Source organism: Streptomyces sp. NBC_01306, assembly GCF_026340465.1.
Lineage (GTDB): Bacteria > Actinomycetota > Actinomycetes > Streptomycetales > Streptomycetaceae > Streptomyces.
On sequence record NZ_JAPEPC010000001.1, the window covers coordinates 2,201,948 to 2,220,751 of the forward strand.

An 18,804-nucleotide genomic window follows, 5' to 3' on the forward strand; every position below is an offset into this window, starting at 1 on the left:
GCCGCACCGTCCGTACTCCTAAGATCTCCGCATGACAGGTGCAGGAGGAACACAACGCTGGAAGCCCGGGGACCACATTCTCTGGCGTTACCGCGGCAACGCGTCCGACCACCTGCACATCTGCCGCCCGGTGACCGTCGTGCAGGACACGGACGACCTGCTCGCGGTCTGGCTGGCACCGGGTACCGAGTGCATGAAGCCCGCGCTCGCCGACGGGACCCCGGTGCACCGGGAGCCGCTCGCCACCCGGTACACCAAGCCGCGCACCGTCGTGCGGGACCACTGGTGGGGCATGGGTGTGCTGAAACTGGTGCGGCCCCGTGAGCCCTGGTCCGTGTGGCTGTGGTGGGACCGCGGCTGGCACTTCAAGAGCTGGTACGTGAATCTGGAGGAACCGCACCTCCGGTGGGCCGGCGGCGTCGATTCCGAGGACCACTTCCTGGACATCTCGGTGCTGCCCGACCGCAGTTGGCAGTGGCTGGACGAGGACGAGTTCGCCCAGGCCCAGCAGGTCGGCCTGATGGGCGCCGGTCAGGCGCGGCGCGTGCGGCGGGCGGGCCGGGCGGCGGTCGGGCTGATCGAGTCCTGGGGGTCGCCGTTCACCGACGGCTGGGAGGCCTGGCGGCCCGATCCGCGGTGGACCGTGCCCGTCCTTCCGGACGACTGGGACCGCACGCCCGCGCACGTGCCGTCGTGAGACCCTTGATGCGCCCCCGGGGATCAAACGTAGGATCGTCCTCCGCAAGGCTGCGCCCTACAGCGATCCCATGACAACAAACCCGTGCAGCAGTTGAACTGACCGAATGTCACTACAGGGGGGTGCAGCCATGACAGCGGGTATACGACCCCTCGAAGCGGTTGCATCGCACACCTGCCTCGGACGGACGGAATCCCTCGCGTGACGGAGCACACCACCTCCCACGAAGGCCGGCAGCCCACGGCTGCCCGGCCGCACGAACCCACTCGCCCCCGGCAGCAGGACGCCGACGTGGCGGCCGCGGGGGCCATCCCCGCGCCCCCACCGGCGCCCGCGGTCTCACCCGGACGCAGCGAGGGCGACAGACTCCGGTTCGTGGGGGCTGCCACCCGGCGTATCGCCCGGGGCATAGACCTGGACGAGATCGTCCTCGGCCTGTGCAGAGCGACCGTGCCGACGTTCGCCGACGCGATACTCGTCTTCCTCCGCGATCCGCTGCCGGTGGGCGACGAGCGGCCGGTGGTCCCGTTCGTGCTGCGGCTGCGGCGCACCGACCGGCTCCGTTTAGTGGACGAGGAAGCCTCCGACGAGCAGCCGGAGCCGCTCGCCGCCCAGCTGTGCGAGGTGGCCTCCGGGGGCGCACTGGCCGAAGTACTCCGGGGCGTGCGCCCGGTCTTCGGGGACTCCGCCGCGGCCCGCGCCGCGCTGCCCGAACTGCTGGGCCCCGACCGGACCGTACCGAACGGGCACCGCACGATCCTCGCCCCGCTGCGCGGCAGACGCCGGGTGATCGGCGCCGCCGTCTTCGTCCGCCGCCCCGACCGGTCCACGTTCGAGCCCAACGACCTGCTGGTCGCGGCCCAGCTGGCCACCCACACCGCGCTGGGCATCGACAAAGCCGTGCTGTACGGGCGCGAGGCGTACATCGCCGACGAGCTCCAGCGCACCATGCTGCCGGACTCGCTGCCCCAGCCGACCGGCGTCAAGCTGGCGTCCCGCTATCTGCCGGCGGCCGAGACCGCCCGGGTCGGCGGCGACTGGTACGACGCGATTCCGCTGCCCGGCAGCCGGGTCGCGCTGGTGGTGGGCGATGTGATGGGGCACTCCATGACATCGGCCGCGATCATGGGCCAGCTCAGGACGACGGCCCAGACGCTGGCGCAGCTGGACCTGCCGCCCGCCGAGGTGCTGCACCATCTGGACGAGCAGGCCCAGCGGCTCGGCTCGGACCGGATGGCGACCTGCCTGTACGCCGTGTACGACCCGGTGGCGCACCGGATCACCATCGCCAACGCGGGCCATCCGCCGCCCGTGCTGCTCCATCTGGGCGGCCGTGCGGAGGTCCTGGTGGTCCCGCCGGGCGCCCCGATCGGGGTGGGTGGCGTGGACTTCGAGGCGGTCGAGCTGGACGCGCCCGCCGGTGCCACCCTGCTGCTCTACACGGACGGCCTGGTCGAGTCACGGCTGCGGGATGTCTGGACCGGGATCGAGCAGCTGCGGGAGCGGCTCGCGGCCACCGCCGAGCTCACGGGGCCCGACCACTCACCGCCGCTCGAAGCCCTCTGCGACGACGTGCTGGACATGCTGGGTCCCGGCGACCGGGACGACGACATCGCGCTGCTCGCGGCGCGCTTCGACGGGATCGCGCCGAGCGACGTCGCGTACTGGTTCCTCGACCCGGAGGAGCAGGCCCCGGGCCGCGCCCGGCGGCTGGTGCGCAGGGCGCTGGAGCGCTGGGGCCTGGAGGAGATGTCGGACGCGGTGGAGCTGCTGGTCAGTGAGGTCGTGACCAACGCCGTGCGGTACGCGGAGCGGCCGGTGACGCTGCGGCTGCTACGTACCGACGTACTGCGCTGCGAGGTCGGTGACGACTCCCCGCAGCTGCCGCGCCAGCGCCGGGCCCGGGACACCGACGAGGGCGGCCGGGGCCTGTTCCTGGTGAACCGGCTGGCCCGGCGGTGGGGTGCGACCCGGCTCTCCACCGGCAAGGTGGTCTGGTTCGAGATCCAGGTGCCGGCCGCGCCGCCCGAGTAGGCCCGCCGAGCAGGCCCGGCCACTGAACCCGGTGGGCCCCCGGAAGCTCCGGGGCCCCACCGGGTTCAGTGCTGTCCGGGCCCGTACCCCCAACGGAACCAAATGTTGCCGACCGGGTGTCGGGGCGGTTCACTGGGGCACGCGGACGAAGCGACCTCAACCCCCTCGAACGATGGGAAGACGCTCGTGAGCGAGGCATCCCAGAAGGCCACCTACACCACCACCAACGCGGGAATCCCGGTGGAGAGCGACGAACACTCGCTCACTGTCGGCGCCGACGGCCCGATCCTGTTGCAGGACGCCTATCTGATCGAGAAGATGGCGCAGTTCAACCGGGAGCGGGTCCCCGAGCGGGTGGTGCACGCCAAGGGCTCCGGTGCGTACGGGACCTTCGAAGTGACCAACGACGTCAGCCAGTTCACCAAGGCCGACGTCTTCCAGCCGGGCAAGCGCACCGAGATGCTGGCCCGCTTCTCGACGGTCGCCGGCGAGATGGGCTCCCCCGACACCTGGCGCGACCCGCGTGGTTTCGCGCTCAAGTTCTATACGGAGCACGGCAATTACGACCTGGTCGGCAACAACACGCCGGTCTTCTTCGTCCGTGACACGATCAAGTTCCAGGACTTCATCCGCAGCCAGAAGCGCCGTCCGGACAGCGGGCTGCGCGACAACGACATGCAGTGGGACTTCTGGACGCTCTCGCCCGAGTCCGCGCACCAGGTGACGTGGCTGATGGGTGACCGGGGCATCCCCAAGACCTGGCGCCATATGAACGGCTACGGCTCGCACACCTACATGTGGGTGAACGGCGCGGGCGAGAAGTTCTGGGTGAAGTACCACTTCAAGACCGACCAGGGCATCGACTTCCTGACACAGGCCGACGCCGACGCGATGGCCGGGTGCGACACGGACTACCACCGCCGGGACCTCTTCGAGTCGATCAAGTCGGGGAACGCCCCTACGTGGACGCTCAAGGTCCAGGTCATGCCGTTCGAGGACGCCCCGGACTACCGCTTCAACCCGTTCGATCTCACCAAGGTGTGGCCGCACAGCGACTACCCGCTGATCGACGTCGGCCGGATGACGCTCGACAAGAACCCGGACGACCACTTCGTCCATATCGAGCAGGCGTCCTTCGAGCCGTCGAACATGGTGCCCGGCATCGGACCGTCGCCGGACAAGATGCTGCTGGGCCGGCTGTTCTCGTATCCGGACACGCACCGCTACCGGATCGGGCCGAACTACATGCAGCTGCCGCCCAACAGGCCGCGCTCGCCCGTGAACTCGTACGCGAAGGACGGGCCCATGCGGTACGAGCCGTCCGCGGCGTCCAGGCCGTACGCCCCCAACTCGTACGGCGGCCCGGCGGCCGACACCGCCCGCTACGGCGAGCCCGCCGGCTGGCAGACGGCTGCGGGCGAGATGGTCCGTGAGGCCTACACGCTGCACAGGGACGACGACGACTGGGGCCAGCCGGGCACGATGGTGCGCCAGGTCCTCAACGACGAGCAGCGCGCACGGCTCGTCGACAATGTCGTCGGCCATCTGGCGCAGGGCGTCTCGGCTCCGGTCCTCGACCGGACGCTGCAGTACTGGCGCAACATCGACCAGGCGACCGGTGACCGGATCGCGGCGAAGGCCAAGCCGGCGTAGCCGGCAGCAGAGACGACGGAGCAGGACCGGCGAGGCCGGTCCTGCTCCGTCGTTGTCAGTCCTGCTCCGTCGCCGTCAGTTCTGCCAGTCCAGCGGCCCACCGTTGGTGGTGCCGTTGTTCGTGCCGGCGTTGGTACCGGCATTGGTGCCGGCGTTGGTACCGGCGTTCGTATTGCCCCCGGCAGCGTTGCCGCCTCCACCGCCCGTCGACGGCCCGGCGTTCGAACTGCCCCCGGCGGCGTTGCCGCCTCCACCGTCCGACGACGTACCGGCGTTCGAACTGCCCCCGGTGGACGAGTTGCCCCCTCCCCCGTCCGTCGTGCTGTGGCCCGGATCGGGGCTGCCCGGCGGAGACGCCGGCGGTGACGACGGCGGCGGGGCCGCGGGGCTGGACGGCGGCGGGGTCGACGGGGGCGGCGGTGTGTTCGAGGGCGGCGGAGCGGTCGGTGCGACCGCCGCGCCCTGGTCGGTGTCCAGGCTGAACTTGCTCGGCTTCATATCGAGACCGAAGGTGTACGCGGCCCAGATCTCGGCCGGGAAGCCACCACCGTTGACCCGGGTGCCACTGCCGGCCGCGCCGCTGATGGTGACCTGGGCGCCTGCCTGGACCTTCTTGCCGTCCTCCACGTGCGCCTTGGCAGCCTCACCGAACATGCCGACCGAGGTCACCAGGTTCGGGGTGTAGCCGGTGAACCAGGCGGACTTGTTGTTGTCCGATGTACCGGTCTTGCCCGCGACCGGCTGTGCCTTGTTCTTGACGACGGTGCCGGTGCCCTGGTCGACCACACCGGTCAGGACCGAGGTGACCGCGTCCGCCGTCTGCGGGCTGATCACCTGGTCGCCGATCGCCTTCTGCGGCTTGAACGGCTCCAGTCCGGGGTGCGTGGCCGACTTCACGATGGTCGGGGTGACCTTCTTGCCGTGGTTGTCGAAGGTCGCGTAGATCCCGGCCATCTCCATCGGACTCGCGCCGTAGGAACCGAGGGTCATCGCGGGCACCGCCGGGGCGTTCTTCAGGGAGCTCATGCCCAGGTCGACACCGAGCTGCTTGACCTTGTCGAGGCCCACGTCCACGCCCATCTGGGCGAACACCGAGTTGACCGAGTTGTTCATGGCGGTCTGGACGTTGATCTGGCCGTAGCTCTGGTTGTCCTCGTTGGGTGGTGCGAAGCCGACCTTGTTGCCGTTGCTGTCGACCACCGGACGGCGGCTGTCACCGTCGTACACGGTGCTCGCCTTGATCGGCTGGCCCTCCTGCGTCTTCGCGCCGGACTCCAGGGCGGCCGCCAGGATCAGCGGCTTGAAGGTGGAGGCGGGCTGGTAGTCGACGCGCTTGGCGTTGCTGTACTCGTGCTTGAGGTAGTCCTCGCCGCCGTAGAGCGCCTCGATGGCGCCGGTGTGCGGGTTGACCGAGACCGCGCCCGCCTGGGTGTCCGCGTCGACCGTACTGGTCTTGGGGTGCAGTTTGCTGGTCAGCTGCTGCCGCAGCGTCTTCTCCAGCTGGGCCTGCTTCTTCGGGTCGATGTTGAGCGTGACCGTCCAGCCGCCGGCGTCGATCTGCGCCTCGGAGATGCCCTGCGCCTCAAGCTCCTGGTTGGCGGCCTTGACCAGATACCCGGTCTGGCCCTTCAGGCCGCTTTCGGGCTTGGGCTTCTGCGGGATCGGGAACTTCTGCTCGGCTCGCTTGGTCGGGTCGATCCACTTCTTCTCGACCATGTTGTCCAGGGTGTAACCCCAGCGCGCCTTGACCAGCTTCTTGCCCTCGGCGGTCGCGGACGACCAGTCGTACTGGCTCGGCGCCTGGAGCAGCGAGGCGAGATACGCGCCCTGGCTCACATTCAGGTTCTTGGCGTCGATCCCGTAGTACGCCTGGGACGCGGCCTGGATACCGAAGGCCCCCCGGCCGTAGTAGCTGGTGTTGATGTACCCGGCGAGGATCTGCTGCTTGGAGAACTTCTGGTCGATCTTGAGGGAGACCACCAGCTCCTTGAGCTTCCGGGTGACCGTCTGGTCGGAGCTGAGGTAGTAGTTCTTCACGTACTGCTGGGTGATCGTCGAGCCACCCTGCTTCCGGCCCTGGACCGTGTTGTAGAGCCCTCGGGCAGTGCCCTTGAAGTCGACTCCGTGGTCCTGGTAGAAGGTCTTGTTCTCGGCGGCGACGAAGGTGTGCTGGACGTCCAGGGGGACCTCGGAGAGGTCGACCTTCTCCCGGTTGACCTTGCCCGTGCGGGCGATCACCTTGCCGTTGCTGAGCTTGTAGACGTTGCTCTGGAGCTCCGCGTCGGCGTTCGCCTTCGGCACCGGCACGTACATGTAGAACACGACGAACGCGCCCATCAGCAGCAGGCAGAAGACGAAGAACCCGCCCAGGACCTTCTTCCAGGTGAAGAGCCTGCGTATCCCGCTCTTCCCGCTCTGCTTGCTGTTCGTTGATTTGCCCCGGCGCGCCCCGCGCTGCCGGGCTCGTCGATCGTCCGCACGGCCCATCGCTCTGTGACTCCGCCTTCTCTCACCCAGTCCAGCTGTCGAAAGCTAACACCGCTTCCTGAGCACCTTTGGACAGGGACCACTCCCAAGGGGCCCTTTCCACACGTGACAATCAGCACCTGTGTCATAGGGAACCGACGAGCAGGAAGCCCACAAGGTTGCCACTCCCGGACGATCTCCCTCTCAAGTCGCCCTGATTGCCCGTGAATGTCATGATTCTGCGGCACTATGCACCCCGGGTATACACAGTGGGTATACGTAGTGCGTATAGTCCCGGTCATGCCATCCCAGTCTCCGTTGCTCAGCGCAATAGACCTTCACAAGGTCTACGGACCGACCCCCGCCCTGGCCGGCGCGGACTTCGCCATCGCATCCGGCGAGATCGTCGCGGTGATGGGCCCGTCCGGGTCCGGCAAGTCGACACTGCTGCACTGCCTGGCCGGAATAGTGAGCCCCGACACCGGCACCATCCGGTACGCGGACCACGACCTCACCGCGATGAACGACATGGGCCGCAGCGCTCTGCGCCGTACGGACTTCGGCTTCGTCTTCCAGTTCGGCCAGCTCGTACCCGAACTGTCCTGTGTGCAGAACGTCGCACTGCCGCTGCGACTCAACGGCGTCCGGCGCAAGGAGGCCGAGCGCAGGGCGCTGGAGTGGATGGAGCGCCTGGAGGTCGCCGAGCTGGGGCACAAGCGCCCCGGCGAGGTCTCCGGCGGGCAGGGCCAGCGCGTCGCCATCGCCCGCTCGCTGGTGACCGGTCCGCGGGTGCTCTTCGCCGACGAGCCGACCGGCGCGCTCGACTCCCTCAACGGCGAGCGCGTCATGGAACTCTTCACCCAGGCCGCCCGCTCCACCGACGCCGCCGTCGTCCTCGTCACCCATGAAGCGCGCGTCGCCGCCTACTCGGACCGTGAGGTCGTCGTACGCGACGGCAAGTCCCGCGACCGCTTCGCGCAGAGCGCCGCATGAACCGCATGAGCAGCACGAGCCGCATCGACGACCTCGCCATGGGGGTCCGGTTCGCGGTGACCGGCGGCCGGGAGAGCTGGGTGCGCACCACGCTCACCGCCGTCGGTGTCGCGCTCGGGGTGGCGCTGCTGCTCGCCGCGTCCGCACTGCCCAACGCGGTGAGCACCCAGTCGGCGCGCGGAGCCGCCCGCACCTTCTCCGCAGCGGGGAATCCGGTCCCGCGCAGCGACACGACCCTGCTGTACGGGCAGGCCGGGAGCGAGTACCACGGCAACAGCCTGAACGGCTATCTGCTCCGCCCCGACGGCGGCCACCCGGTCGTCCCGCCCGGTATCGGCGCGATCCCCGCCCCCGGCACCATGGTGGTCTCGCCCGCCCTGAAGGACCTGCTGAGCTCGGCCGGCGGCAAGCTGCTGCGCGAGCGCCTTCCGTACCGGATCACCGGCACCATCGGCCAGTCCGGGCTGAGCGATCCGGGCGAGCTGTACTACTACGCGGGCAGCTCCACCCTCACTGTGGCGACCGGTGCCCACCGGATCGCGCACTTCGGCGGCGGTCCGCTGAGCCCGCCGCTCTCCTCCGCGCTGGTGGTGCTCACCATCCTGGGCTGTGTCGTCCTGCTCACCCCGGTGGCCATCTTCATCGCCACCGCGGTCCGCTTCGGCGGCGACCGCCGCGACCGGCGGCTCGCCTCGCTGCGGCTGGTCGGCGCGGACATCCGGATGACCCGGCGGATCGCGGCGGGCGAGGCGTTCGCGGGATCCGTCCTGGGGGTGCTGCTCGGCTGGGCGGTCTTCCTCGTCGGCCGGCAGTTCACCGGCGGAATCCGGCTCTGGAAGATGTCCGCGTTCCCGTCCGACCTGGCCCCGGTTCCCGCGCTGGCGGCGCTGATCTCGCTGGCCGTGCCGTTCTCGGCGGTGCTGGTCACGCTGTTCGCGATGCGGTCGGTCACCGTCGAACCGCTCGGTGTCGCCCGGCAGGGCGCCACCCGCGCCCGCCGCCTCTGGTGGCGTCTGGTGATGCCGGTCGCCGGTCTCGGCCTGCTGCTGCACACGGGCCGGATCACCGGCACGGCCGTCTCCGTCAATCCGTACCCCATCGCGATCGGCGCGATCCTGGTGCTGGCCGGGCTGACCACCCTGCTGCCGTGGGTCGTCGAGGCGGTCGTCGCCAGGCTGAAGGGCGGCCCCGTCCCCTTCCAGCTGGCCACCCGCAGGCTCCAGCTGAGCAGCGGATCGGCTGCCCGCGCGGTCAGCGGCATCACGGTCGCCGTCGCCGGGGCGGTCGCGCTCCAGATGTACTTCGTCGGGCTGCACGACGACTTCGACAAGAACACGAACCAGGACCCGAGCCGCGCCCAGATGCACATCGACGCGGACTACCCCAGCGCCGCACGGGCCCGGCAGATGATCCACGCGTTCCAGGGCACCAAGGGCGTCGAGGCGGTCATCGGCACCATCGAGTCCTACGCCGACAAGCCCGGCGGCGACCCCGATCCGAACGCGATGGGCCCCTGGCCCACCACCATGATCACCATGGGTGACTGCCCGACCCTGCGCGAGCTGGCCCACCTCCCGTCCTGCGAGGACGGCGACACCTTCGTCGCCCACGTCGAGGGGCAGAAGGAGATGAACGCCTGGGTGGACAAGACCGTACGGCCGGGCGGCAAGCTCAACGTCGGCCGGGACGCCAAGCCCGTGCTGTGGACGCTCCCGAAGGACTCGCCCACGGTCATGGCCCGCCCCGACCCGATGGGCGAGAAGCGCAACGGCATCCTCGTCACACCGTCCGCGATCAGCGCGGACCGGCTCCCGCAGGCGCAGACCCGCGCCCTGGTCAAGGTCGACCAGTCAGTGCCGGACGCCGCCGAGTACGTACGGAACACCGCCGCCCGCATCGACCCGGCCATGCGCGTGTGGGACCTCACCCTGGTCGACCGCGACAAGCAGTACGCGAGCATCGAGAACGGGCTGCTCGCGGGCGCCGTCGCGACCATGGCGCTGATCGCCGCCTCCATGCTCGTGTCGCAGCTGGAGCAGCTGCGCGAGCGCCGGAAGCTGCTGTCGGTCCTGGTGGCCTTCGGCACCCGCCGGCCCACCCTGGGCTGGTCGGTGCTCTGGCAGACCGCGGTCCCCGTGGCCCTCGGCCTGGCGCTCGCCGTCGCCGGCGGTCTCGGGCTCGGCACCGCGCTGCTGTGGCTGGTCGGCAAGTCCGTGACGGACTGGTGGGGTTTCGTCCCGCTGGCCGGTGCCGGGGGCGCGCTGATCCTGCTCGTCACCCTGCTCAGCCTTCCTCCGCTGTGGCGCATGATGCGCCCCGACGGCCTCCGTACCGAGTAACACCGTCCGGCCCGAACAAGGCCGGCCGGCCCCACACGACCGTCCAGCGAAGAAAGGTCCTCCCCCATGTCCATCGGTCACACCCTGCTCGGCATCCTGGAGTCGGGGCCGCGCCACGGCTACGACCTCAAGCGCGCCTTCGACGAGAAGTTCGGCCACGACCGGCCGCTGCACTACGGGCAGGTCTACTCGACCATGTCCCGGCTCCTGAAGAACGGTCTCGTCGAGGTCGACGCGATGGAGGCCGGGGGCGGTCCCGAGCGCAAGCGGTACGCGATCACCGACGCCGGCATCAGCGATGTCGACCAGTGGCTCGCCACACCCGAGAAGCCCGAGCCGTACCTCCAGTCGACGCTCTACACCAAGGTCGTCCTCGCGCTGCTCACCGGCCGCCCCGCGGCCGATCTGCTGGACACCCAGCGCGCGGAGCATCTGCGGCTGATGCGCGTCCTCACGGACCGCAAGCGCCGCGGGGACCTCGCGGACCAACTGATCTGCGACCACGCCCTGTTCCACCTCGAAGCCGATCTGCGCTGGCTCGAACTGACCGCGGCGCGCCTCGGCCAGCTCGCCAAGGAGGTAAGCCCGTGACCCCCGCCGGTTCACTGCTGTACGCCGACGACCTGCACAAGGCGTACGGCCCGACCACCGCGCTCGACGGCGCCGCGTTCTCCGTCCACGCGGGCGAAGTGGTCGCGATCATGGGGCCTTCGGGCTCCGGCAAGTCGACGCTGCTGCACTGCCTCGCCGGTATCGTCCGCCCCGACTCGGGCTCCATCACGTACCAGGGGCAGGAGCTGTCCGCGCTGCCGGAAGCCGAGCGGAGCGCTCTGCGCCGTACGGACTTCGGCTTCGTCTTCCAGTTCGGCCAGCTCGTACCCGAGCTGACCTGCACGGAGAACGTCGCGCTGCCGCTGCGGCTCAACGGGACCAAGCGCAAGGAGGCGGAGCGCCGGGCGCTGGAGTGGATGGAGCGCCTGGAGGTCGCCGAGCTGGGGCACAAGCGCCCCGGCGAGGTCTCCGGCGGGCAGGGCCAGCGGGTGGCCGTGGCACGGTCGCTGGTGACCGGCCCGCGGGTGCTCTTCGCCGACGAGCCGACCGGCGCACTCGACTCCCTCAACGGCGAGCGCGTCATGGAACTCCTGACCCAGGCCGCCCGCTCCACCAACGCCGCTGTCGTCCTCGTCACCCACGAGGCGCGCGTCGCCGCCTACTCGGACCGTGAAGTCGTCGTACGCGACGGCAAGTCCCGCGATCTGGAGCACCTGGTATGAGCTGGACCCAAGACCTCACGATGGGCATGAAGTTCGCTGTCGGCGGGGGCCGCGAGGGCTGGACCCGGACACTGCTGACCGCGGTCGGCGTCGGCCTCGGTGTGGCGCTGCTGCTGATCACCACCGCGATACCGAGCGCGCTCGCCGCCCGGGACGCGCGGGAGGACAACCGCAACGACTTCGGCGCGACGATGATCGACAAGCCGGGTGACAACACGATGCTGCTGGGCGTCGTGGACACCGTGTACAAGGGCACCGATGTCCGCGGCCGGCTGGTCCGCGGCGAGGGCCCGAGAGCGCCGATACCGCCCGGCACGTCCGCACTGCCCGGCGACGGCGAGATGCTGGCGTCGCCGGCGCTGCGCAGGCTGCTGGCGTCGGACAAGGGCGCACTGCTGCGTGAGCGCCTCCCGTACCGGATCACCGGCACCATCGCCGACGCCGGTCTGACCGGCCCGAACGAACTGGCCTACTACGCGGGCGACAAGCACCTCGCCCTGGACGAGACCGGCATGGTGCGGCGCATCACCTCCTTCGCGCATCTGCCGCCCCGCGAGGCCATGGACCCGGTCCTGAGACTGCTCGTCGTCATCATCTTCGTGGTGCTGCTGATGCCGGTGGGTGTCTTCATCGCGGCGGCCGTGCGCTTCGGCAGCGACAGCAGGGACCGCAGGCTGGCCGCACTGCGGCTGGTCGGTACGGATTCCCGGATGACCCGCCGTATCGCGGCCGGCGAGGCGCTGGCGGGCTCGCTGCTCGGCGTGCTTTTCGGCGCGGGTTTCTTCCTGATCGGCCGGGCGTTCGTCGGCGACATCGACGTGGCGGGGATCAACCTCTTCCCCGCTGACCTGGACCCGAGTGCGGCGCTGGCCGTCCTGGTCGCACTCGCGGTGCCCGCGGCGGCCATCGCGGTCACCCTGCTCGCCATGCGCGGTGTCGTCATCGAGCCGCTCGGTGTCGTCCGCACCTCGGTCCCGCGCCGCCGCCGGATCTGGTGGCGGGTGCTCCCGCCGGTCGCCGGACTCGCCCTGCTGGTGCCGATGCTGGGCAAGGGCCGCGACTCGGGCCACTTCAATAGCACGCTGGTGATCGGCGGCAGCGTGCTGCTGCTGGTCGGCGTGACGGCGCTGCTGCCCTGGCTGATCGAAGCCGTGGTGAACCGTCTGGGCGGCGGCAGCACCGCCTGGCAACTGGCCGTCCGCAGGCTCCAGATGACAAGCGGCACCGCCGCCCGGCTCGTCAACGGCATCGCCGTCGCGGTCGCCGGCGCCATCGCGCTCCAGATGCTGTTCGCGGGGATCGACGGCGACTACAGCAAGGAGACCGGGGCCGACACCTCACGTGCCCAGATGATCGTCCAGAGCGACCTCACGAAGACCCGGATGGTCGAAGCGCTGCGCTCCACGCACGGTGTGCGGAAGGTGCTCACATTCGGCCGGGCCACCGCCGGGGGGACGAAGAACGCTGAGGAGACCAGCGACATGTACACCGGCGACTGCGCGTCGCTCCGGGTCCTGGCCGCGCTCCCGTCCTGCGAGAACGGCGACGCGTTCATCGCCACCGGTGGGTGGGACGAGAACCTCACGAAGATCGCCGCGCCCGGCAAACGGCTGTTCATCAAAGCGCCCTTCGGTGACCGGCAGGACCGCACCCTCACCTGGACCGTCCCGGCCAGGACCCACACGGTGCAGGTCCTGGCCGACCCGGCCGGCGGCCCCGCCTCGGGGGGCATCCTGCTCACGCCGGGGGCCCTCCCCGCGCTGCGGCACCTCGCCCTGGTCAACACGGACTACATCTCGCTCGACCCTTCGGAGCCGGACGCCGTCGACCTGGTCCGTAACAGTGCGGCGAAGGTCACTCCGCTGACCTCGGTCGACGCCCTGCACGAGACACGCGAGGACAACCGCTTCGCGAGCGTCCGCAAGGGCCTGTACATCGGCGCCGCCGCGGTGCTGCTGCTGATCGGCGCGAGCCTGCTCGTCTCGGTCCTGGAGCAGCTGCGTGACCGCCGGAAGCTGCTGGCCGCCCTGACGGCCTTCGGCACCCGCCGCTCCACGATGAGCTGGTCGGTGCTGTGGCAGACGGCCGTCCCGGTCGCCCTGGGCCTGCTGCTCGCCACGGTGGTGGGCCTGGGGCTCGGCTCGGTCCTGCTCGACATGGTCGGCCACTCGGTCTCGGTCGACTGGACCGCGGTCGCGGCGATGGCCGGTATCGGCGGCGGCGTGGTCGTCCTCGTCACACTGCTGAGCCTGCCGCCGCTGTGGCGGCTGATGCGGCCGGAGGGACTGCGCACGGAGTAGCGGGGAGGGCTCCTGACGGTGCGGGGCCCGCACCGTCAGGCCAGCCAGACCGGCAGCGGCCGGACCCCTTCCCGCAGCGCCGCGGCGAACGCGGTGAACTCCCCCTGGCGCGCCGCCCCGGCCCGCATCGCCAGTGCGATCCGCCGCATCGGCGCGGGCTCCGCGAAGTACGCCGTGGCCAGCTGCTCGTTGCGCCCGGTCTCCACCCGTACCGCCGTACGCGGCAGCAGCGTCACCCCGAGCCCGCCGGCCACCAGCTGGACCAGCGTGGAGAGCCCGGCGGCCGTGGTCGTCACCGGCACACCGCCGGCGCGCCCGGCCTCCCGGCAGATGTCCAGCGTCTGGTCCCGCAGGCAGTGCCCCTCGTCGAGCAGCAGCAGATCCAGCTCGCGCAGGGCGTCACGCGGGATGTCGGTGCGCCCGGCCAGCCAGTGCTCGCGCGGGGTGACCAGGACGAACTCCTCGTCGAACAGCGGCAGTTCCACCACCCCGGGCATCCCGAGCGGCACCGCGAGCAGCAGCAGGTCGAGCCGCCCCGCGGTCAGCCCGTCGAGGAGCGAGGACGTCTGCTCCTCGTGCACCTGGAGGTCGAGATCCGGGTACTCGCGGTGGACGAGCCGCAGCACGGTCGGCAGCAGATAGGGGGCGACGGTGGGGATCACCCCGAGCCGCAGCACCCCGGTGAAGGGCGCCCGTACCGCGTCGGCCTCGTCCATCAGCGCGCCGACCGCGTCGAGGACCGCCCCGGCCCGCACCGCGAGCCGCTCCCCGGCGGGCGACAGCAGCACCCTGCGGGTGGTCCGCTCCAGGAGCTGTACGCCGAGGGCGTCCTCCAACGCCGATACGGCACCCGACAGAGCGGGCTGGCTCATGCCGATCGCCGCCGCCGCGTCCCGGAAGTGCAGATGCTCCGCCACGGCCGCGAAGGCACGCAGCTGCGACAGAGTGGGCTGCTTCCCCTTGTGGACGGTTCCGCCCGTATATACGTGGGTCACTGATAGGTACCTCCGATCACGACAAGCAAGTCTAGCTATTTCTGTGATCAATAGATCCTGTGTCACTCTGTAACCCGTCCAACCCCCAGGAACGCCCCAAAAGGGAATTCCGCAGCTGCAAGGAGAGTACGTGCTCACTGTCGGTGACCAGTTCCCCCAGTTCGACCTGACTGCCTGTGTGTCGCTGGAGAGCGGCAAGGAGTTCGCGCAGATCGACCACAAGACCTACGAAGGCAAGTGGAAGATCGTCTTCGCGTGGCCCAAGGACTTCACCTTCGTGTGCCCGACCGAGATCGCCGCCTTCGGCAAGCTGAACGAGGAGTTCGCCGACCGCGACGCCCAGGTCCTCGGCTTCTCCGGTGACTCCGAGTTCGTGCACCACGCCTGGCGCAAGGACCACCCGGACCTCACCGACCTGCCCTTCCCGATGCTCGCCGACTCGAAGCACGAGCTGATGCGCGACCTCGGCATCGAGGGCGAGGACGGCTTCGCGCAGCGCGCCGTCTTCATCGTCGACCAGAACAACGAGATCCAGTTCACGATGGTGACCGCCGGTTCCGTGGGCCGTAACCCCAAGGAGGTCCTGCGGGTCCTCGACGCCCTGCAGACCGACGAGCTGTGCCCCTGCAACTGGACCAAGGGCGAGAACACCCTGGACCCGGTCGCGCTCCTCTCGGGCGAGTGAGCTGATTCCACGATGTCACTCGACGAACTGAAGTCCGCAATACCGGACTACGCCAAGGACCTGAAGCTGAACCTCGGTTCGGTGATCGGCAACAGCGACCTGCCGAAGCAGCAGCTGTGGGGCACCGTCCTCGCCTGCGCCATCGCTTCGCGCTCCCCGCTGGTGCTGCGCGAGCTGGAGCCGGAGGCGAAGGCGAACCTCTCCCCCGAGGCGTACACCGCGGCCCGGTCCGCGGCGGCCGTCATGGCGATGAACAACGTCTTCTACCGGACCCGGCACCTGCTGTCGGACCCGGAGTACGGGACGCTCCGCGCCGGTCTGCGGATGAACGTGATCGGCAACCCCGGTGTGGAGAAGGCCGACTTCGAGCTCTGGTCGCTCGCCGTCTCCGCGATCAACGGCTGCGGCCAGTGCCTCGACTCGCACGAGCAGGTGCTCCGCAAGGCGGGCGTGGACCGCGAGACCATCCAGGAGGCCTTCAAGATCGCCTCCGTGCTGCAGGCGGTCGGCGTGACACTCGACGCCGAGGCCGTCCTGGCCGAGTAACGGTAACGGCATCCACGAAAGCCCCGGTGATGTGCGGAAACGCACCACCGGGGCTTTCTGCTGCCGTTGCGGGGCCGGCGGAGGACAGCTGTTCCTGACGCCGCCTCCGCCCCGGCTGTCACTCGGGCAGCTCGGTCCCGAGTGCCGGGCTCCCGACGTCGGGCTCCGGACCGGGCTCGGGCTCGGACTCCGGGGGTGCCGGAGCCTGAGCCGCCGCCTGGGGCGCTGTCCGGTCCGCTGCCTGAGCCGCCGCCTGGGCCGCCGCCTGAGCCTGGGTCTCCTTCTGCTGCTGGGGTGCGGCCCGCAGAGCGGTCTCCATGCTGTACGCACGGAGGTAGCCGACCACCGTGTTGGTCACCGCCACCAGCGGAACCGCCACCACCGCTCCGCCGATTCCGGCGATCATGCCGCCGGCGGCCACCGAGAGGACCACCGCCAGCGGATGGACCCGCACCGCACGGCCGAGGATGAACGGCTGGAGCACATGGCCCTCGATCTGCTGTACGGCCAGTACCACGATCAGGACCATCAGCGCCGTGAACGGGCCCTGGGTCACCAGCGCGACGACCACCGCGAGCGCACCGGACATCACCGCGCCCACCAGCGGGATGAACGCGAACAGAAAGATGAAGACGGCCAGCGGCACGGCCAGCGGCACATCGAGGAAGAACAGCCCAAGACCGATGAAGATCGCGTCGATCAGCGCCACTATCACCGTGCCGCGCACATACGCGGTCAGCGTCCGCCAGGCACGCGGCCCGGCGCCCGCGACCCCCGGACGGGCCTGCGCCGGGACGAGCTTGAGCATCCACTGCCAGATGCGCGCCCCGTCGTACAGCAGGAAGAGGGTCGAGAACATCGCCAGCAGCATCCCGGTGAGGAACTCCACCATGACCGTGACCCCTTGGAGGCCGGCCGACGTGATCTCGTTCGTGTTGGTGCCGACGGTGTCGCTGAGGTTCTTGGCGATCTCATTGATCTGCTTGTCCGTCACATGGAACGGGCTGTGCAGCAGCCAGCGCCGCAGCTCCTGGATGCCCTCCTGGACCCGGCTGGAGACCGTGTCCAGGTTCTCCATCACCTGCCAGACCACGAACCAGCCGACCAGGCCCATGATGACGAAGCCCAGGATCGCGGTCAGCGCGGTGGCCAGCCCCCGTGGCAGGCCGGCCCGCCGGAGCCTGGCGACCGTCGGCTGGAGGAGCGCGGTGACGAGCAGCGCGCCGACGAACGCGAGGACGACCAGCTGGATGGTGCTGATGACCCGCATCAGCACCCAGAGGGTCCCCGCGAGGACGAGGAGACGCCAGCCCGCCTCGGCGGCCACCCGCATCCCCCACGGCACGGCGGCCACCGGGTCGGGGCGGGCCGCGACGGCCGGCGCGTAGTCCGGGGGCGGCGGCACCTGACCGGGCGCCGGATGGCCGGGCCCGCCGGGTCCGCCGTGCGACGCGGTCCCCGTTCCGTCGGCGGCGCCGTCCGCATCGTCCGCGGAACGGCGTTCCTCCAACCTTTCACCCATGTGGGTGAGTTCAGAGCCCACGCGTCCGAGCCAGTCCGGCAGTTTCGACATCCTTTTCCTCTTCCCCCGAACGCGCGCCCCATCCGGAGCCGACCGTACACGCATGGAGCCCCCCACCGAAGGACGGCGGGGGGCTCCATGGAGTTGAGCGGACAAGCCGCTCTAATACCAGCTGTTGGCCTGCCAGAACGACCACGCACCACAGGGGCTCTGGTAGCGGCTGTTCATGTAGTTCAGGCCCCACTTTATCTGCGTGGCCGGATTGGTCTGCCAGTCGGCACCCGCGCTCGACATCTTCGAGCCCGGGAGAGCCTGCACGAGACCGTAGGCGCCGGAACCGGGGTTGGTCGCCTTGTAGTTCCAGCCGGACTCATGGCTCACGATGTTGCTGAAGCACTGGAACTGGTCGGACGGCATCATCTGCCGTGCCATGGCCTGGACCTGTGCGGCCGTGTACGAGCCCTGCGACGAGAAGCTGCTGGCGTCACGGACAGAAGAGCGGCTGGATTCCAGCTTCTTCTGCTCGGCACGCTTCTTCGCGGCCTCCTTGGCCTTGGCAACTGCCTCGTCAGCAGCTTCCTTCTTGGACTTCGCGTCCTTGGCGGCCTGGATGCGGGCCGACTCCTCCGCGGACTTCTTCGCTGCCGCGTCGGCCTGCACCGCCTGGGTGTCTGCCTGCTCCGTCAGCGACGCGACCTGGGCCTGCTGACCATCAGGAATGTCTGCGAGAGTCGTCGTGTCCGCGGCGGAGGCTGCATCGATGTTGTCGCCTGCGGGCATCGTGCTGCCCGATGCGACGCCGACAACTGCTCCTACGGTGGTGACCGCAGTGGCTGACGCCACCGCGAATCCCCGGACCGAAATCCGGCTCACACGGTTTCCTTCCAGCAGCGACCGCTCGTGACCTCGCGGACGCAATCGTGCCCCTGGCGCGGGCCTCCCTGGCGTACAGGTCACGGGAGGCACTGACCCGGTGGGCAACTCCCTTACGGAAGTGCCGCGTGGTGCTCGGGCGGCATACGGCGGCAAGTGTTGAGTTGTGTGGTGCTACACCCCTGAGGGTGGACGTGTGCCGTATGCGGGGCCTGACGGAAGCAAGACTCTGCCCGAAGCCCACGCTTCAAGGCAAACGTCGGCCGAGTGTTAAAGCTCACACCCCGTTTGGCGCACGAGTTTTCTGGAGAACGCTGCGCAACAGAGAACCGCCCGGCTAGGCTCCTGCGCCTTGCCGGGCGGCTTCAACTGACCAGTACCGTACGGGCCGGTGTCTGGCAATACCTACTGGCCACACCTTCTGGCC

The 18,804-nt window shown here is 69.8% G+C and carries 14 protein-coding genes; 10 read left to right on the forward strand and 4 right to left on the reverse strand.

Translation table 11 applies throughout. The features are described 5' to 3' along the window. The first annotated feature begins 31 nt into the window (after nucleotides 1-31). The 3 genes from OG385_RS09450 to OG385_RS09460 all read left to right on the forward strand — a co-directional run bounded on the left by OG385_RS09450 (nucleotide 32) and on the right by OG385_RS09460 (nucleotide 4,384). Nucleotides 32-697 carry a DUF402 domain-containing protein gene (locus OG385_RS09450; RefSeq protein WP_266853625.1) on the forward strand — a complete coding sequence of 222 codons (666 nt, stop codon included), beginning with the start codon at nucleotides 32-34 and terminating at the stop codon, nucleotides 695-697. A 201-nt stretch (nucleotides 698-898) separates the two neighbouring features. Next, the gene (locus tag OG385_RS09455; RefSeq protein ID WP_266853626.1) at nucleotides 899-2,731 is read left to right on the forward strand and encodes a SpoIIE family protein phosphatase; all 1,833 of its coding nucleotides are present in this window, start codon (nucleotides 899-901) and stop codon (nucleotides 2,729-2,731) included. A gap of 186 nt (nucleotides 2,732-2,917) precedes the next feature. Next, nucleotides 2,918-4,384 carry a catalase gene (locus tag OG385_RS09460; protein WP_266853628.1) on the forward strand — a complete coding sequence of 489 codons (1,467 nt, stop codon included), beginning with the start codon at nucleotides 2,918-2,920 and terminating at the stop codon, nucleotides 4,382-4,384. A 75-nt stretch (nucleotides 4,385-4,459) separates the two neighbouring features. On the opposite strand, the gene OG385_RS09465 is transcribed toward OG385_RS09460, so the two are convergent. Next, nucleotides 4,460-6,871: a transglycosylase domain-containing protein gene (locus OG385_RS09465; RefSeq protein ID WP_266853630.1), complete on the reverse strand. Its 2,412-nt coding sequence runs from the start codon at nucleotides 6,869-6,871 to the stop codon at nucleotides 4,460-4,462. Between the two features lie 279 nt (nucleotides 6,872-7,150). Between OG385_RS09465 and OG385_RS09470 the strand changes: the two genes are divergently transcribed. The 5 genes from OG385_RS09470 to OG385_RS09490 all read left to right on the forward strand — a co-directional run bounded on the left by OG385_RS09470 (nucleotide 7,151) and on the right by OG385_RS09490 (nucleotide 13,756). After that, nucleotides 7,151-7,843, forward strand: coding sequence for an ABC transporter ATP-binding protein (locus OG385_RS09470; RefSeq protein ID WP_266853631.1), 693 nt, complete (start codon nucleotides 7,151-7,153; stop codon nucleotides 7,841-7,843). Between the two features lie 5 nt (nucleotides 7,844-7,848). Beyond that, complete coding sequence (locus tag OG385_RS09475) at nucleotides 7,849-10,182, forward strand: FtsX-like permease family protein (RefSeq protein ID WP_266853633.1); 2,334 nt, start codon at nucleotides 7,849-7,851, stop codon at nucleotides 10,180-10,182. A gap of 66 nt (nucleotides 10,183-10,248) precedes the next feature. Beyond that, on the forward strand, nucleotides 10,249-10,773 hold the full coding sequence (locus tag OG385_RS09480) for a PadR family transcriptional regulator (protein ID WP_266853635.1): 525 nt from the start codon (nucleotides 10,249-10,251) through the stop codon (nucleotides 10,771-10,773). Then, nucleotides 10,770-11,456, forward strand: coding sequence for an ABC transporter ATP-binding protein (locus tag OG385_RS09485; protein WP_266853637.1), 687 nt, complete (start codon nucleotides 10,770-10,772; stop codon nucleotides 11,454-11,456). The genes OG385_RS09480 and OG385_RS09485 overlap by 4 nt, the downstream gene beginning before the upstream one ends. Next, a complete protein-coding gene (locus OG385_RS09490) occupies nucleotides 11,453-13,756 on the forward strand; it encodes an FtsX-like permease family protein (RefSeq protein ID WP_266853639.1) in 2,304 nt (767 codons plus the stop codon). Before OG385_RS09485 ends, OG385_RS09490 begins: the two co-directional genes overlap by 4 nt. Nucleotides 13,757-13,791: 35 nt before the next feature. Here the strand turns inward: OG385_RS09490 and OG385_RS09495 are convergent, their stop codons facing one another. Continuing rightward, nucleotides 13,792-14,751 (reverse strand): hydrogen peroxide-inducible genes activator, encoded by a 960-nt coding sequence (locus tag OG385_RS09495; RefSeq protein ID WP_266853640.1) that lies wholly within the window; start codon nucleotides 14,749-14,751, stop codon nucleotides 13,792-13,794. A gap of 130 nt (nucleotides 14,752-14,881) precedes the next feature. Between OG385_RS09495 and OG385_RS09500 the strand changes: the two genes are divergently transcribed. Both OG385_RS09500 and OG385_RS09505 read left to right on the forward strand, forming a co-directional pair. Continuing rightward, nucleotides 14,882-15,436 (forward strand): peroxiredoxin, encoded by a 555-nt coding sequence (locus OG385_RS09500; RefSeq protein ID WP_266853641.1) that lies wholly within the window; start codon nucleotides 14,882-14,884, stop codon nucleotides 15,434-15,436. A 12-nt stretch (nucleotides 15,437-15,448) separates the two neighbouring features. Further along, the gene (locus OG385_RS09505) at nucleotides 15,449-15,982 is read left to right on the forward strand and encodes an alkyl hydroperoxide reductase (RefSeq protein WP_266853643.1); all 534 of its coding nucleotides are present in this window, start codon (nucleotides 15,449-15,451) and stop codon (nucleotides 15,980-15,982) included. Nucleotides 15,983-16,100: 118 nt separating this feature from the next. Here the strand turns inward: OG385_RS09505 and OG385_RS09510 are convergent, their stop codons facing one another. Then, nucleotides 16,101-17,555 carry an AI-2E family transporter gene (locus tag OG385_RS09510; protein ID WP_266853645.1) on the reverse strand — a complete coding sequence of 485 codons (1,455 nt, stop codon included), beginning with the start codon at nucleotides 17,553-17,555 and terminating at the stop codon, nucleotides 16,101-16,103. A 111-nt stretch (nucleotides 17,556-17,666) separates the two neighbouring features. Beyond that, the gene (locus tag OG385_RS09515; RefSeq protein WP_266853647.1) at nucleotides 17,667-18,377 is read right to left on the reverse strand and encodes a transglycosylase SLT domain-containing protein; all 711 of its coding nucleotides are present in this window, start codon (nucleotides 18,375-18,377) and stop codon (nucleotides 17,667-17,669) included. Nucleotides 18,378-18,804 lie beyond the last annotated feature (427 nt).

Bases quoted from the DNA above. Each gene is read 5' to 3' on its own strand.
- OG385_RS09510 (WP_266853645.1), bottom strand. From the start codon at position 17,555: ATGTCGAAACTGCCGGACTGGCTCGGACGCGTGGGCTCTGAACTCACC.
- OG385_RS09505 (WP_266853643.1), top strand. From the start codon at position 15,449: ATGTCACTCGACGAACTGAAGTCCGCAATACCGGACTACGCCAAGGAC.
- OG385_RS09475 (WP_266853633.1), top strand. From the start codon at position 7,849: ATGAGCAGCACGAGCCGCATCGACGACCTCGCCATGGGGGTCCGGTTC.
- OG385_RS09470 (WP_266853631.1), top strand. From the start codon at position 7,151: ATGCCATCCCAGTCTCCGTTGCTCAGCGCAATAGACCTTCACAAGGTC.
- OG385_RS09490 (WP_266853639.1), top strand. From the start codon at position 11,453: ATGAGCTGGACCCAAGACCTCACGATGGGCATGAAGTTCGCTGTCGGC.
- OG385_RS09465 (WP_266853630.1), bottom strand. From the start codon at position 6,871: ATGGGCCGTGCGGACGATCGACGAGCCCGGCAGCGCGGGGCGCGCCGG.
- OG385_RS09480 (WP_266853635.1), top strand. From the start codon at position 10,249: ATGTCCATCGGTCACACCCTGCTCGGCATCCTGGAGTCGGGGCCGCGC.
- OG385_RS09450 (WP_266853625.1), top strand. From the start codon at position 32: ATGACAGGTGCAGGAGGAACACAACGCTGGAAGCCCGGGGACCACATT.